Origin of the sequence: Streptococcus sp. HMSC062B01 (genome assembly GCF_001811085.1) — a bacterium.
In the GTDB taxonomy this organism is placed as follows: domain Bacteria; phylum Bacillota; class Bacilli; order Lactobacillales; family Streptococcaceae; genus Streptococcus; species Streptococcus gordonii.
Genome location: NZ_KZ672780.1, coordinates 186,211 through 201,500, shown reverse-complemented (window position 1 = coordinate 201,500; position 15,290 = coordinate 186,211). Strand labels below are relative to the sequence as shown.

13 protein-coding genes are annotated in these 15,290 nt (G+C 41.3%); 1 reads left to right on the top strand and 12 read right to left on the bottom strand.

Going from position 1 to position 15,290, the window contains the following annotated elements; translation table 11 throughout:
• The coding region (locus tag HMPREF2780_RS04310) for a YSIRK-type signal peptide-containing protein (RefSeq protein WP_158672292.1) at positions 1-1,264 on the bottom strand (1,264 nt) is incomplete at its 3' end.
• A 368-nt stretch (positions 1,265-1,632) separates the two neighbouring features.
• Positions 1,633-2,388, bottom strand: coding sequence for a tRNA pseudouridine(38-40) synthase TruA (gene truA / locus HMPREF2780_RS04305; RefSeq protein ID WP_045772850.1), 756 nt, complete (start codon positions 2,386-2,388; stop codon positions 1,633-1,635).
• 99 nt (positions 2,389-2,487) lie between these two features.
• Here truA and HMPREF2780_RS04300 point away from each other — a divergent pair, with 99 nt between their 5' ends.
• Complete coding sequence (locus HMPREF2780_RS04300; protein ID WP_045772849.1) at positions 2,488-2,961, top strand: NUDIX hydrolase; 474 nt, start codon at positions 2,488-2,490, stop codon at positions 2,959-2,961.
• Between the two features lie 159 nt (positions 2,962-3,120).
• Here the strand turns inward: HMPREF2780_RS04300 and strH are convergent, their stop codons facing one another.
• The 10 genes from strH to HMPREF2780_RS04245 form a co-directional block, all read right to left on the bottom strand.
• On the bottom strand, positions 3,121-6,696 hold the full coding sequence (gene strH, locus HMPREF2780_RS04295; protein WP_045772993.1) for an LPXTG-anchored beta-N-acetylhexosaminidase StrH: 3,576 nt from the start codon (positions 6,694-6,696) through the stop codon (positions 3,121-3,123).
• A 230-nt stretch (positions 6,697-6,926) separates the two neighbouring features.
• Positions 6,927-8,060 (bottom strand): molecular chaperone DnaJ, encoded by a 1,134-nt coding sequence (gene dnaJ, locus HMPREF2780_RS04285; protein ID WP_096754757.1) that lies wholly within the window; start codon positions 8,058-8,060, stop codon positions 6,927-6,929.
• Between the two features lie 283 nt (positions 8,061-8,343).
• Positions 8,344-8,673 carry a hypothetical protein gene (locus tag HMPREF2780_RS04280; RefSeq protein ID WP_125365686.1) on the bottom strand — a complete coding sequence of 110 codons (330 nt, stop codon included), beginning with the start codon at positions 8,671-8,673 and terminating at the stop codon, positions 8,344-8,346.
• Between the two features lie 215 nt (positions 8,674-8,888).
• Positions 8,889-10,712, bottom strand: a complete 1,824-nt coding sequence (dnaK, locus tag HMPREF2780_RS04275; protein WP_045505634.1) for a molecular chaperone DnaK — start codon at positions 10,710-10,712, stop codon at positions 8,889-8,891.
• A 251-nt stretch (positions 10,713-10,963) separates the two neighbouring features.
• A complete protein-coding gene (gene grpE / locus HMPREF2780_RS04270) occupies positions 10,964-11,500 on the bottom strand; it encodes a nucleotide exchange factor GrpE (protein WP_045772846.1) in 537 nt (178 codons plus the stop codon).
• Positions 11,501-11,535: 35 nt separating this feature from the next.
• Entirely contained in the window at positions 11,536-12,570 is a 1,035-nt protein-coding gene (hrcA, locus tag HMPREF2780_RS04265) for a heat-inducible transcriptional repressor HrcA (RefSeq protein ID WP_105026306.1), read from the bottom strand.
• Between the two features lie 163 nt (positions 12,571-12,733).
• On the bottom strand, positions 12,734-13,462 hold the full coding sequence (locus tag HMPREF2780_RS04260) for an ABC transporter permease (RefSeq protein WP_045772845.1): 729 nt from the start codon (positions 13,460-13,462) through the stop codon (positions 12,734-12,736).
• Positions 13,455-14,312 carry an ABC transporter ATP-binding protein gene (locus tag HMPREF2780_RS04255; RefSeq protein WP_045772844.1) on the bottom strand — a complete coding sequence of 286 codons (858 nt, stop codon included), beginning with the start codon at positions 14,310-14,312 and terminating at the stop codon, positions 13,455-13,457. Before HMPREF2780_RS04255 ends, HMPREF2780_RS04260 begins: the two co-directional genes overlap by 8 nt.
• A 23-nt stretch (positions 14,313-14,335) precedes the next feature.
• Positions 14,336-14,908 carry a DUF2812 domain-containing protein gene (locus tag HMPREF2780_RS04250; RefSeq protein WP_105026222.1) on the bottom strand — a complete coding sequence of 191 codons (573 nt, stop codon included), beginning with the start codon at positions 14,906-14,908 and terminating at the stop codon, positions 14,336-14,338.
• Positions 14,908-15,231 (bottom strand): PadR family transcriptional regulator, encoded by a 324-nt coding sequence (locus HMPREF2780_RS04245; RefSeq protein ID WP_008808411.1) that lies wholly within the window; start codon positions 15,229-15,231, stop codon positions 14,908-14,910. Before HMPREF2780_RS04245 ends, HMPREF2780_RS04250 begins: the two co-directional genes overlap by 1 nt.
• Between the last annotated feature and the right edge of the window lie 59 nt (positions 15,232-15,290).

The window sequence follows — 15,290 nt, the reverse complement described above, 5'->3', positions numbered from 1 at the left end:
CTGTTTCTCCCGCTGTACCAACCGGTCCGGTATAAGCTGGTTTCTCTGGTTGAACTTCTGGTTCTCCATTCACAGATCCTGTGTATGCTGGAAGAGCGGGCTCAACTGGGGCTGTTTCTCCTGCTGTACCAACCGGTCCAGTATAGGCTGGTTTCTCCGGTTGAACTTCTGGTTCGCCATTTACTGACCCTGTGTATGCTGGAAGCGCAGGCTCGACTGGGGCTGTTTCTCCCGCTGTACCAACCGGTCCGGTATAGGCTGGTTTCTCCGGTTGAACTTCTGGTTCACCATTCACTGACCCTGTGTATGCTGGAAGTGCAGGCTCGACTGGGGCTGTATCTCCCGCTGTACCAACCGGCTCTGTATAGGTTGGTTTCTCTGGTTGAACTTCTGGTTCTCCCTTACTACTGCTGTTTTTTTCAGATTGATTCGGATTCGTTTTATTTTCTTCTTTTGATGTTTCCTTATTTGGAGCTAATCCTTGAGAAGATGGGTTAGGAGTGGAATCAGAGATACTTCCAACCTGACTTGAAATATCTTGATCTGGTTTTTCCTCTTCCATAAGCTCTGTTTGCTTTTCTTGACCCCTAGCATCCCGTCCAGATTTTGAATTTTCTGGTACTGCTAGTTGATCTTTAAGACTAATTTCTTCAGTCAGAGAGGCAGGCGAGGTTCCTGTCAAAGCCCGCAAATCAGAAGCAGTAAAGTAACCGATATAGTCGTATCCTTCAATGGCTAAATCAGCCTCAGAAACACCTGAAGAAATTAGAACTTGACGGTTATAAGAAGCCAACTCTTTATTTTCTAGTGCAAAAACTTGAGGCGAAAGCAAAAGGCTCTGTCCGAACGCTCCAATCAAAAGCACTCCCACCAACTTGCCAGCCTTCTTACGAGAAAACACCAAGACAGCCAAAATAGCCGTCCCAGCTATTATGCCAAGAAGCGGTTGGCCATTATTTCCTGTTTGAGGCAAAACTGTTGGTTTCCCCTGCTTACGATAAATCAGGTAATAATTCTCACCTGATTGCAAATCGGAAGGAAGCTCATGCTTAATCAGTTCCTTCTCCTGCTCAGTTAACTCTTGCTCTTCAACATAAGTGTAATGAGCCTGACCAGTCTTTCCAACTTCATCAGCAGCAACAGCTGGGCTAGTCAAAAAACTCCCAAAGATCAAGGCAGCAATTGCAACGGAGCCTACACCAACAGATAATTTTCTAATCGAAAATTTCTGAATTTTCTCCTGTACTTTTCTAAAATCCTTCACTTCATAACTCCCATTATTTGTTTGGATGTATAAATTTTCTCCCTAAGTCTTCACTAGCTAACTCCCAATTAGCCTTTAAAAGACAGCATTTATACACATAGTATTATCATAATTCTTTTAGATGTTTTTTACAATAGATTTTTCCTGAAAAAACTATTTATTTCTTCAAAAACTACTAAAAAATGGAGAAATATTCAGCTTTTTTTGTAGGAACGCTAAAAATCGCTCCAAATAGTCACTTCCCACCTATTCCATATGGCATTTTAAAGAGACTTCCCAGATAGAAATAAAAATGTATCAGAGAAGAATCTTTTAGTCTCTTTTCTAGAAAGCTACTCACAATCAAATAAAGCCAAGATACCATTATCTCAGCTTCTTTCTTCATATCTAATTTCTTTCAAATAAAGGCCATTGGGACCGGCAGTTGGCCCTGCTAGATGACGGTCTTTCTCCGCTAAAATCCTCTGGATCTGCTCTATTGGCATGCGCTTGTTGCCGATTTTGAGAAGTGTGCCAACCATATTTCGAATCTGCTTATACAGAAAGCCATTGCCCGAAAAAGTAAAGACCAGAAAATTACGCTCTGCATCATAGCGGACCTTGGCCTCAGTAATGGTCCGAACCTTGTCTTCCACACTGGTCCCCGAAGCAGTAAAGCCTGTAAAATCATGCGTCCCCTCTAGCTGAGTAATCGCTTCTTCTATCAGGCTCAGCTCCAGAGGATAAGGATAATGTGTGGCATAATAGCGCATCATAGGATTCTTGGGTCTGCCGATGTCCACCAAAAATTCATAGGTCTTGCTGTGCTTATTGTAGCGAGCGTGAAAATCATCCGACACCCGCTCCACACTGATGAAATCAATATCTTCTGGCGTCTGTGTATCCAAGGCAAAACGCAATTTCTCTTCATCCCGCTCTTCTGGTAAATCAAAATGTAGAACTTGTCCCAGAGCGTGAACACCACTGTCTGTTCGACCTGCACCATGAATGACCACAGGCTGGCCTTTGTTAATTCGAGTCAAGGTTTTTTCAATCTCTTCTTGGACACTTCTAGCATGAGGCTGTCTTTGGAAACCAGCAAAGTCATGTCCATCATAGGAAATAATCGCTTTATATCTTGTCATAGACCTATTGTAGCAGGAAAAGACAGGAGTAGCAAGATAATTCTCGTTATGACAATATTACTTAAAAAATGATATACTAATTCTAAAAAGGAGGGAAGAATGTTAGCAGATATCAGCTTTCAAGAAGAACATAGACGTTTCAGATACAAAGCCGCAGCACTTATCATAGAAGAAGGAGCCGTGGCTTTCATGACCAACCCTGACGAAAGCTACTTCTATCCGCTTGGAGGTGCTGTTCAGTTGGGAGAATCCTCCCAGGAAGCCGTCAAAAGGGAAATCCAGGAAGAAACTGGTCAAGAATACGAGATTGATCGGTTAGTATTTATCCATGAAAACTTCTTCCAGCAGGAAACAGGACGATTGGCAGGACTAGACTGTCACGAAATTTGCTTTTATTACTTGATGAAACCAAAAGGGCAACAATTCCCTAGTCTTTCAGAAAATGAAACTGTCGAATGGATCCCTTTGGAAGAACTCCAACACCAAACAGCCTATCCTAATTTTCTACCTGAACTGCTCCCTCATATTCATCAAGGAATTCAACACATCATAACTGGAAAATCAAGCGAGTAAAGAAAAAGAACCTAAGCTAGCATTCCCTTATGGACCTATTCCCCATAATGTCATAAACAAAAAGACGAGGCCAAGCTATTTTCTTTGACCTCGTCTTTATTCTTGTCCAAATAATTATTTAAGCCTAGGTTTACACTCGATTTTTAGAACGATAATAAATCATCCTTTCCTTTTCTTGCGTCCACCCAAACCAATCATAGCTAAAGCTGTCCCAAGAAGGGTTATAGGCCAAGCTGAAGTTGTTCCAGTTTGCGGAAGTTTATTGTCCTTAGCCACTGCTTGGGCAGATGGTTGAGATAATTTTTGTTCAGCTATTGGCTGCTTAGTTTGAGTCGGTCTTAGACCCTCTTCTTGCTTACTTACTTGGCTAAGCGCTGATGATCCCTTAACAGAAGGAGTAACCAACAGGGCTGGTTGAACCTGCCTTCCACCCATTTTTGGTGAACCTGCTTCTTTTGTCCCAATTTCCACAATTTCAGCTACAGCATCCTTAGAAACGAAACTTTCCACAAGCTTGCTACTACCGTCCTGGGCAGATATTTCAACCAAATTCGTTTTTTCACCTTTGATTCCCACTTGCAAAATCTTGCGTTGCCCTTTTTCAAGGTTTGGATTTGCTACTTCTTTTGTCTCAAAGGCAATCTCTTCTGTTTGAATATCAAGATATGGTTTATATTCCACAAGAGCGCGAACTTCTTCATCATCAGCACTGCCATTGTAGGTGATTGGCTTGAGATTTTCGCGAGCAACTTTTAGTTTAGCTGCTAGTTTGTCTACCTCTTCTTGCTTCATCCGGCTTAATTCCCAATCAATCTCATCTTGAGCTGCTTTTAGAGCTGCAACAGATTCTGGTGTATAGATGGTTAAATCGGTTGGGATTTTAGCAATTTCTTCCCGAATAGGGCCATAATTAGCCTTGAAATAGTCTTTATTATGATCAGCAAAAGCAGTCATTAATCGGAAAATCTCTTCTTCCTTGTATTCAGCTTGCGGTCTATCAGCCCAGATGGCAATCATGCTACCGACTGTTGGAAGATCTACTTCTGGGTACTTGGTAGAAGCTAGTTGATTAAATGGTGTCTTTTCAGTATTATCAAGTGCTTTCTGTAAGAAACCACCGCCATCTTCTGGTTTTTGCCCCAAAATGTAATACCAATCCCCATTGGTATTGAGGAATTTGTAACCCTTGCTTGCCAGATACTGTGGCGATGCCAGGTTATAGCCCCACCATCCTTTAGACCAATAGGAGATTAAGACATCCTTATCAAACTCAACGTCGTCTTTGTCTTCGTAGTAGAAGCCATCGTTGAAGGCCATTGGCTTCAAACCTCTCTCTTTTGCCATAGCAGCTAGAGAGTTGGCATATTCTGCGAACTTACCATAGAGGTTGTAGTATTTCAGATAATACCAACCCTGAGCATTGGTAGCATCGTTGGCATATTCATCCGTTCCATAGTTGAAAATTTTGGTTTTACCTGCAAAGTAATCCATATACTTGCCAATCAAAGCTTTGGTAAAGGACTTGGCTTCTTCATTTTCCAAATCAAGGGTTGTTTTGGATAGTGTATCAAAATAAGCCTGAGGATTTTGAATACCTAGTTTTTCCATAGCGAACAAAAGAGCATCCATATGGCCTGGGCTATTGAGTGCCGGAATAAGGCCTATACCCTTTCCTTTGGCATAAGCAATCAGCTCATCCATCTCTTTTTGGCTGAGGGCATTTCCATTTGGATCATCGTAGTAAGCCTTGGTACCAGCCAAGATTGCTTCTTTCACTTCATCACTTGTGTAGGTTTTACCATTGGCTTCAACGGTCATGTCATCCAACATGAAGCGCACACCGTCATTTCCAACTAGCAGATGCAAATCTGAATATCCCAATTCACTAGCCTTGTCAATGATTCTCTTTAGCTGATCCAATGAGAAATATTTCCGACCAGCGTCAATAGAAATCACCTTGCTCTTAGCTAATTTTTCTCGTTCAGCTTGAGCATCTAGTACCTTTTGATAATCAGGGGTTGGCTGGAGATGCTCACGAGCTTCTTTTAAGCGAGCAACCGCAAGATCAATCTCTTCTTGCTTGCTCCGGCTAAGATGGCTGTCTAATTCTTTAACAGCATTTTCTGCTTCCTTAAGACGAGCGATACTTTCTGGTGTATATTTAGAAGCTAAGTCACTTGGGACTGCTGCCAATTCTTTTTCTGCATCTTGATAATTAGCAGCAAAATACTCAGCATTTTGATCAGCAAAGCGACGCATCAACTTATAAAGACGAGATGGGGAAAAACGCGCTGAAGGCTCATCAGCCCATGCAGCCACCATACCACCAATAATTGGAATATCTGCTCCCTCAGACTTAGGAACACTTGTGATCGGTGTAGAAGCAATTCCCTTCAATCCTTGGTCCAGATTATACCAACCTTGGCCGTCTGCATTCCGACCTAGAACATAATACCAAGCATCATTGGTATTTAGAATCTTATGCCCTTTTTCAGACAAAAGTTTAGAAGAAGCAACATCATAGCCTCCCCAGCCACCAGTCCAATAAGACACAATAATGTCCTTATCAAATTCACCAAAACTCTGATCAGAATTATAGTAAATACCATCATTGAAGGCCATTGGTTTCAGGCCATTTCGCTTAACAATTTTAGCTAGATCATTAGCATAAGCGATGAATTTTTCATAGCCCTTTTCTGGGTAACCTTCTCCTGGATAATACTTGTCTGCTTGTAGAACCTGCCAGCCCTTAGCATTGGTCGCATCATTAGCATATTCATCTAAACCAATATTGAAAATATCCGTCTTACCAGCAAAATATGCAGCATATTTCTCAATCAAGGCTTTTGTGAAATCAACAGCATGCTGATTATTTAAATCAACTGTTCGAGCAGATTCCTTGCCAAAGTAGTCAAAATTAGGTTTTTCAATTCCCAGCTCCTTCATGGCATTCAGGATCGCATCCATATGCCCTGGGCTATTGATTGTCGGAACAAGACCGATTCCTTGTCGTTTAGCATAATCGATCAAGTCCGTCATTTCAGCTTGTGTTAAGTGATTGCCATTTGGATCATTATAATAATCGTTGGTCCCTTTTTCAATGGCTTTTTTTACATCTTCACTAGAATAGGTCTTACCGCCTACAGTCAATGACATGTCATCCAATTGGAAACGCAATCCATCATTTCCTAACAGTAAATGCATGTCTGTAAAACCATAACGCTTAGCCTTGTCTACAATTTCTTTCAATTGTTCTGGGCTAAAATATTTACGACCTGCATCAACTGAAATCATTTTGCGCATGGCAAGCTTTTCATCAACACGGTCTGACTCTTGACCCTTAGGTGCATCAGTAGGTAGGCCTGCTTTCTCCTCAGAATCATTTCTTTTTTCTGCTTCTCCAGTAGCATCTTTTTCAGGGGCCTTGTCTTGCTTAGGAGTATCTGTATTAGATTCTGCTGGAGCAGAAGTTGATGGAGTTGCTTCACTATTGTTTACAGGATTTGCTCCGGACGCTTCCTCAGCTGTAGACTTATCTTGTGCGGGACTAGAGGTTGCCACTTCTTCTGTAGCTTTGGGTTCAGTAGAATCTGCTGGAGCGACAACATTTGACTGCGTAGTTGGAAGCTCTTCTGCCGAAACAACCTGTCCAGCCATAGTGATTCCAATTAGAACAGAAGCCGCTCCAACTGAAAATTTACGAATAGAAAAACGCTGTTCTCTATGAAAGACCATCATAAAATCTCCTTTTTTATAAATAGAAAAACCGATTATGTAAACGGTTTCTTTTTCTTCATTATAGGCTATTACCTCCTTTTCTGCAATGAGCCTTCAGCAAGATTCTATAATTTAATGATAAAGAGATTTAATTCAGATACCTATATTTTAAAGCAAGATTTCAAAAAATCTCAAATCCAAAAAAAGAGAGAGTGAACTATAACTTCAGTCCACTCTCTGCCTTTCTTTTATTCCCCATCAAAAGCATCTTTAATATGGTCAAAGAAGCCTTTTTTCTTAGGATTTACACTGATATTCCCTGCAGCCGCAAAGTCCTTGAGCGCTGCTTTTTGCTTATCATTCAGTCCCGTTGGGGTCACAACATTAACAGTAACATACTGGTCGCCCATACCTCCACCACGAAGACTAGGAGCTCCCTTGCCACGCAAGCGGAATCGTTTGCCAGTCTGAGTTCCTTCTGGGATATTGAGCTCAACATCACCGTGAACGGTTGGAACCTCCACACTATCTCCAAGAGCAGCCTGAACAAAGTTTAGATTGAGCTTGTAGTAAATAGTAGATCCATCTCGCTCAAACTTATCACTTGGTTCGACATTGACGACTACATATAAGTCTCCATAAGGGCCACCATTGAAACCTGCTTCTCCTTGACCTGCTAAGCGAACTTGCTGGCCAGTTTCCACACCTGCTGGAATTTTAACATGGACACTGTGGGCTTGTTTTTCATGTCCTGTTCCATGACAGGTCGTACAAGGTTCCTTAATTTCTTTTCCGCGTCCATGACAGACATCACAGGTCACTTGACGACGCATCATGCCCAGAGGAGTTTGCGTATCTACATTGATGACACCTGAGCCATGACAGCGTCCACAAGTCACTGGACTTGTCCCTGGCTTAGCACCTGATCCGCTACATGTACGACAAGACGCTTCCCGATTGTACTTAATTTCCTTTTCAGTACCAAAAATAGCCTCTTCAAACTTGAGATTTACGCGATATTGGAGATCATCACCTTGACGAGGAGCATTTGGATTTCGCGAAGCACCGCCACCAAAGAAACTTGAGAAGATATCTTCGAAACCACCAAAGCCAGCTCCATCAAAGCCTCCAAAGCCACCTGCGCCACCGCCAAAACCACCATTGGCTCCAGCAGCACCATACTGATCATAGGCCGCTCTTTTCTGCTCGTCACTTAAAGTCTCATAAGCCTCTTGGACCTCTTTGTACTTATCTTCTGCCCCAGGATCTTTATTAATATCTGGGTGATATTTTTTTGATAATTTCCGATAGGCTCTCTTTATTTCATCCTGTGAAGCATTCTTTGAGACACCTAGACGGTCATAATATTCTGTATTGTTCATGATCTAAGATACAAAGGGCGTTAGCGGGCACAGCCAAAATAGGAGTTTTGACAACGGACACCAGTGTCCTAGGAAAAACTATCTTTTTGGCACAGCCCGTAGCCCGTGTTCAGTTGCGAACACTCTTGTTCCTTTCTATAATGTTTTCGAAACCAAGCCTCGATTTAGGTCGGGTTCAGTTCCTTTCTTTTATATTGATGAGACAAAACCCAATAAATCAGGTTTAGCCCCTTTTTACCGAAAAACAGAGGCTGGGTTGCAACCTCTGGATTTCATATATTTACTACTTAAGTAATTCTGGAACCTCTCTAAGTATATTGATAATATCTCTAGCTCTCGAATACCTCTTAGAATAAGAGCCACTTGTTCCATCATCATCGCAGTAACTATAATTATGAGTGATTGTATGGTCATCCTCAACAATATACTCATTAATTTCTTTTCTAGTATATTTACCGTCAGAACACCACTTATCATCACTACATTCCTTCATGGAACTATTTCCAACGCAACCCTCAAATTCTAACAACAAACTTACATCATTATCATTTAAACGCGAATTGGAAATATCAACATATCGCGAAAGATATTCACGTTCTTCCTTAGTAGCCATCAGTTTTGGTAGGTCCTCATCTTTCATTTTCAATAATAGAACGAGGATAAAGCATAAGCGTTTCGGCCTCCGCCTCATCTAATTTTCAAAACACTTTTAACGCGGTAGCTGATTGGATTTTGGGTTCGTCTTTCAGACTCCCAAAAATCCTAATCATCCTCGCGGGGGTTCGACTACGAACTAAAAACTTTCAATTTTTAGTTCTGTCTTACCGCCTACTTCTCCGTAAACTCTCCGTCTACGACGTCATCGCCTGCGTTTCCTGTTGCTTGTGCGCCTTCTGCTCCTGCTTGAGCTTGTTGGGCTGCTGCGGCTTGTTCGTAGAGTTTAACAGCAAGTCCTTGAGCTTTTTCGTTCAATGCTTCAAGTTTTGCTTTCATTTCGTCCAAGTTGTTGTCTTCTTGCGCTTTCTTAAGGTCATCAAGGGCAGCTTGGGCAGCATCACGTTCTGCATCGAAGCCTTTACCTTCAGTTTCCTTGATTGTCTTTTCAGTCGCAAAGATTGCTTGGTCAACTTCGTTACGAAGGTCTACTTCTTCTTTACGTTTCTTATCTGCTTCAGCGTTAGCTTCTGCATCTTTCATCATGCGATCAATTTCTTCATCAGTCAAACCTGAGTTTGATTGGATAACAATTGTTTGTTCTTTTTGAGTTCCAAGGTCTTTGGCCTTAACAGACACGATACCGTTCTTGTCAATATCAAATGTTACTTCGATTTGAGGAATTCCACGAGGTGCAGCTGGGATATCTGTCAATTGGAAACGTCCAAGAGTCTTGTTATCTGCTGCCATTGGGCGTTCACCTTGAAGAACATGGATATCAACGGCTGGTTGGTTGTCTGCTGCAGTTGAGAAGACTTGTGATTTAGATGTTGGAATAGTAGTGTTACGGTCGATGAGTTTTGTGAAGACGCCACCCATTGTTTCGATACCAAGTGACAATGGCGTTACGTCAAGAAGGACAACGTCTTTGACATCACCAGTGATCACACCACCTTGGATGGCTGCACCCATGGCAACCACTTCATCAGGGTTTACTGATTTATTTGGTTCTTTACCAGTTTCAGCCTTAACAGCTTCTACAACAGCTGGGATACGAGTTGATCCACCAACAAGGATGACTTCGTCGATTTCTGACAAGCTCAAGCCTGCATCAGAAAGTGCTTGACGAACTGGAGTTTTTGTACGTTCTACAAGATCACGAGTCAAATCATCAAATTTCGCACGAGTCAGAGTCATTTCCAAGTGAAGAGGACCTGCAGCTCCTGCTGTGATGAACGGCAAGCTGATTTGAGTTGAAGTCACACCTGAAAGGTCTTTCTTAGCTTTTTCAGCTGCATCTTTCAAACGTTGAAGAGCCATCTTGTCAGTTGACAAGTCGATGCCATTTTCCTTCTTAAATTCTGCAACCATGTGGTCGATAATCTTTTGGTCAAAGTCGTCACCACCAAGTTTGTTGTCTCCTGCAGTTGCCAATACATCGAAGACACCGTCACCCAATTCAAGAATAGATACGTCAAATGTACCACCACCAAGGTCAAATACCAAGATTTTTTCTTCTTTGTCAGTCTTGTCTAAACCATAAGCAAGAGCTGCTGCAGTTGGTTCGTTAACGATACGTTCTACCTCAAGACCAGCGATTTTACCAGCGTCTTTAGTCGCTTGACGTTGCGCATCGTTAAAGTAAGCTGGAACTGTGATAACAGCCTTAGTTACTTTTTCACCAAGATATTCTTCAGCGTAGCCTTTCAAGTATTGAAGAATCATAGCTGAGATTTCTTGTGGAGTGTATTCTTTACCGTTGGCAGAAACTTTTTCAGAAGTACCCATCTTAGATTTGATAGAGATAACAGTATCTGGGTTTGTTACTGCTTGACGTTTTGCAGCATCACCAACGATGATTTCGCCGTTTTTAAATGATACTACAGATGGAGTCGTACGATTTCCTTCTGGGTTTGCGATGATTTTACTTTCAGTTCCTTCAAGAACTGCAACTGCTGAGTTTGTTGTACCTAAGTCAATACCGATAATTTTAGACATGTGTTTTTCTCCTTAAATTTTACATTCTTTCTTTTTGATACTCTTCTTAGGTGGCGACGCCGTCAGAGCTTGACTTCGTCAATCTCTTTGACTAAACTTTGAGCCTAAGGTCTCAAAGTTTGCGCAAATAACACCACGGCGAAGAGTATCGTCTTTTGTTCGCTTCGCTCACTATTACAAAGCTGAACAATTTCTTCTTATCTTTCTTCATAGTTTATTGTCATTTCGGACAAGTTTTTAAGTTCTCTAGCCTAGTTATATACTACCACCATAGCCGGTCTTAGGATGCGGTCATGGAGTTTGTAGCCTTTTTGGAAGACTTGTGCGATGGTATCCGCTGGATGTTCGTCATCAGCTGGAACTGTTTGAATAGCCATGTGATAGTTATGGTCAAATTCTCCATCGGCCGGAATTTCTTCGATGCCCTCTTCTTTGAGAGCATGAACCAAGCTTTCTTGCACCATTTCCAATCCTTTTTTGACATCATCTGTCAATCCTTCAACGGCAAGAGCACGCTCAAGGTTGTCCAAAGAAGGTAGAATCGCTTTTGCTAGATCTTGACTACGATAGCGTTGCAAGAGCTGACGTTCTTCATTGGCACGGCGTTGAATGTTCTGCATTTCTGCATGGGCACGAAGATATTTGTTTTCAAAATCATCTGCCCGCTCATTTGCTAGTTCTAATTCTGATTTTTCGGGGCTTGCAGATTCAGCTTGCTCAGATGTTTCTACTGCTTCCTCTTTTACTTCTACATCTTCTGGATGTTCTTTATGTTTATGTTTTGCCACAAGGCACCTCCTTTTTAGGAATGATTATACTGTAATTAGTGGACTTCATAGTGATTACTACTGAGGTAGCGATAGAAGTCCGTCAGTTTCATAGTCAAGACACGATTAATCACATTAACCTGACTAACCACTCGCTGATAGTCGAGATTGACTGGCCCAATAACTGCTAGAACTCCAAATCCTCGGTAAGGAATCAGGAATTTGCTAGAAATAATGGTCAAGTCAGCCAAGCAACTTTCTCGGCTATCTGCCACGCGCACACTTTGCATCTGATCCTCGGCTAGACTATCTCTAATCTCAAAGGCCACCTTCTGTGAATCATCCAAGAATTGATAGGCCTTCAAATCTGAAAAATTCAACAAACCAACCTTGCCGGACACAATAACATTCTCTTTAAAAATATCACCGAAGATATGCTCAAAAAGATGAATGACATTATCAGTCGTAGTGAAATAGCGCTGGATAATCTGGGGAATTTCCGTCCGAATCTTGTAGTGAATATCCAAGACTGTCTGTCCCAAAAAACGCTCCTGCACCAAGGCTTTAAGCCTATCCAAGTCTTCTTTTAGGAAGTTACGCGGAATCATAAACTGACTGGTGATAGTATTGGACTCATCTAGAGTGAAGACTGCTAGAGCCGTATGCTGACTGAGTACTACGATATCAAATGCTGTCAAACGCTGCCGACTGGGTTCGACATCCAAGGTAACAACTGTGCAACCACTCAGCTTAGCTAGAAGGTCCGCTGCCTGTTGAAGAATGTCCTCCAAGTTGAAAAACTCATGGTCAAAGGCCTTGATAACCTCATAGAGTTCATTCTCAGCGAGACGATCAAACGATAGCGAATGCTTGACGAAGTACTGAAAACCAGCAACACTGGGTTTACGGCCACTAGATGTATGAGCCTTTTCCAGAAGTCCCTGTTTTTCCAGAGCAGCCATATCATTTCGGATAGTAGCACTACTCGAATTGATAGAATCCTGTAAAGCTTTAGATCCTACTGGCTCGTGAGTCTTGGTAAAGATATCAATAATCAAATTTAAAATCTCATTTTGACGCTCCGTTACCACGACACCACCTCCATTCAAGATTTCCTTCTTTATTAGCACTCGATCACTTTGAGTGCTAACTCATGATTCTATTATACACTCTTCCGAAACAATGTCAAGATAAAAACTCAAAAAATTAGCACTCTTTTTACAAGAGTGCTAAAAATCAGTCTAAAGACCTAGTTTAATCATCCAAGGATTTCATGTGACTCATTAAGTAGAAGGAAAGTCCTGCAAAAAGAAGTAGCCAGAGAACGAGAGCCAAAAGTTCTCCACTCCAAAATTGGAAGTTAGACCAATCTTTCATAAAAATAGTAAAGAGGCCCAAAAAGCTATAACGCAGAACCTTAAATAAATCCTCATTCATATTTGAAAACATAGGAATAAAAGCTACCAAGAGCATAGCCGGAACACTAAGGGATTGGGCCATAACCTGATTTTTACAAAACAGACCAACCATTAAGAAGAAGAAAATTAAGACTAGCAAGGTTAACAAGAGAACCAAACCATAGCTGAATACCTGATTAGAAAGCTTGGCTCCTATCAAAATCGGGGTAACGACGATATAAAAAATCCCAATAATCGCCGGCCAGATTAAAGCGGAAAGAATGTATTGACCCGCTGTCACACCAGCCAAGCGCAAACTTTGCAAATTATGTTTTTCCCTTTCCTCAGCTAAGATGATAATAATGGGTGTCCCAACAGACATGGCTAAAGAGAAGGGCAAAGAAATATTCATTAACAAGGTAGCTAGTCTGTCTGCTCCCAGTTCTTGACCCGCTCCATTCAGTGAAAAAATAAATTTATAAAGAAAAACGAAGAAAACTGGCATGAGAACTTGTAATAGAATACTTTTATTTGCTAATGTCACTTGACCTCTCAGCCAAATCATCCCTTTTAATTTATTAGACATTTAAGGTACCTCCTGTCAAAGTGATGAAAACATCTTCTAAAGTTGGTTCGCAAGAATGAATACTGATAACAGTTGACAGATCCATGCCTCCTTGCAATTCCTCAAAGGCCACCGTCTTCGTTGTCAAATCTACATATTCTAAACGAACTTTCTTATCTGTATTGTACTTTTGGATAATCTCATGCGGACTGCCTACTTCGACCAACTTACCCTTATGCAATAAAGCCAAACGATCGCACAAAAGTGTAGCTTCCTGCATATCATGAGTTGTCAGAAAAATAGTTGTTCCCTGAGCTTTTAGTTCCAGTAGCAAGTCATGGATTGTTCGGGAAGTTGACGGGTCCAAACCACTGGTCGGCTCATCCAAAAAGAGCAATTTAGGCTGATTAATCAAGGCACGGACCAATAGCATCCGTTGCTTCATACCTGTAGATAGTTTTTCAGCCACCTTGTTGCGACTATCATAGAGCCCCACTTTTTGAAGAAGCTCATCAACTTTCTTCATATCAACACCAAAGATCATAGCATAGGCCTTGAGATTGTTATAGAGTGACATCTTCTCATAAAAGCCACTCGTATCACTGACAATCCCTATCTGCTCCAGGACTTCTACCTTTAAATCCTCAACCGTTTCAGACAGCACATGAGCTGTTCCAGCATCTGCCTTAAGCTGCCCAGTCAAGATATTAATGGTCGTTGTTTTTCCTGATCCAGATGGTCCTAGGAAGCCAAAAATTTCTCCTTCTTGAATGGAAAAATCAATTCCTGCCAAGGCTTCTTGTTCTTTGAACTTCTTTTTTAAGCCTTGAACTTCAATAATCATTTTTTTCATCATTATCCTCGCTTTCATAAAAACAATCGATAAAAAGCTTATCAGTCTTTGAGCTCCTGCTTCTTTCTCCAGAAACTCAAGCCGATATGAACCAGTTGACCAAATAAAATAAATAACAATACCGTATCTATTAGCAAGATACATTTTACTAGCCAATCTACATCTGAACCTTTTTGAGCTAAACTTAAAACTAAATAAGTAGCAAAAAACAAAGCTACAAGGGCTGGCAAAAACCGCCATATAAGCAAACGCTTAACCATTTCTAGCTTAGACCAGGCATCATTATAGATCTCAAGGTCACTTTCCGCATCAAGCTGAGAAGCTGGCTTGCGGAAATAGGAAAATTGATTAAAATTTGTAATATGCTCCCAACCACAATCTTTGAATAGTTGATAATAGGAGTCTCGCTCCGCCATCTTTATAGGACGAAAATCTAATTGATAAGCCATTTCCTGAGGTGAAGTTTTTTCAAAAGTATAACGAACTGCAATTATAAAAGGGGAATAGTTTACTTTTTTCAACTTCCAGCCCTGGCCATGCATCTTTTTAAAATAGGACGCTTCTCTATCGTAGTCTGCAATGGTAAAGATCCTGTAGACGACTTTCTTTCCCATCAAACATCCTCCTTACTATTCCGGTAAAGGCGCTCAATCCGCTGAATTTCCAAGTTCAAAATCTTCTGCCCAAGATCTGTAATCTGGTAGAGTTTCCTCTTTTCTTCCTCGCGAACAAAGGCAATCAGACCATCCTTTTCCATTTTGGACAAGGTTCCATACATGGTTCCGGGACTGATAGATAGTTGCCCATCTGTCAATTCCTTGACTTTTTGAGTAATACTGTAGCCATGCCTTTCTTTCTGGAGACAAAAGAGAATATAGAATCCTGTCTCTGTCATCGGTACATAGACTCGCCTGAGTTTTTCTGTCAATCCACTCATCTTTGCTTCTCCCTTTTACTTCGATATATCGAATCTTGATATATTCATTATATCGTAGT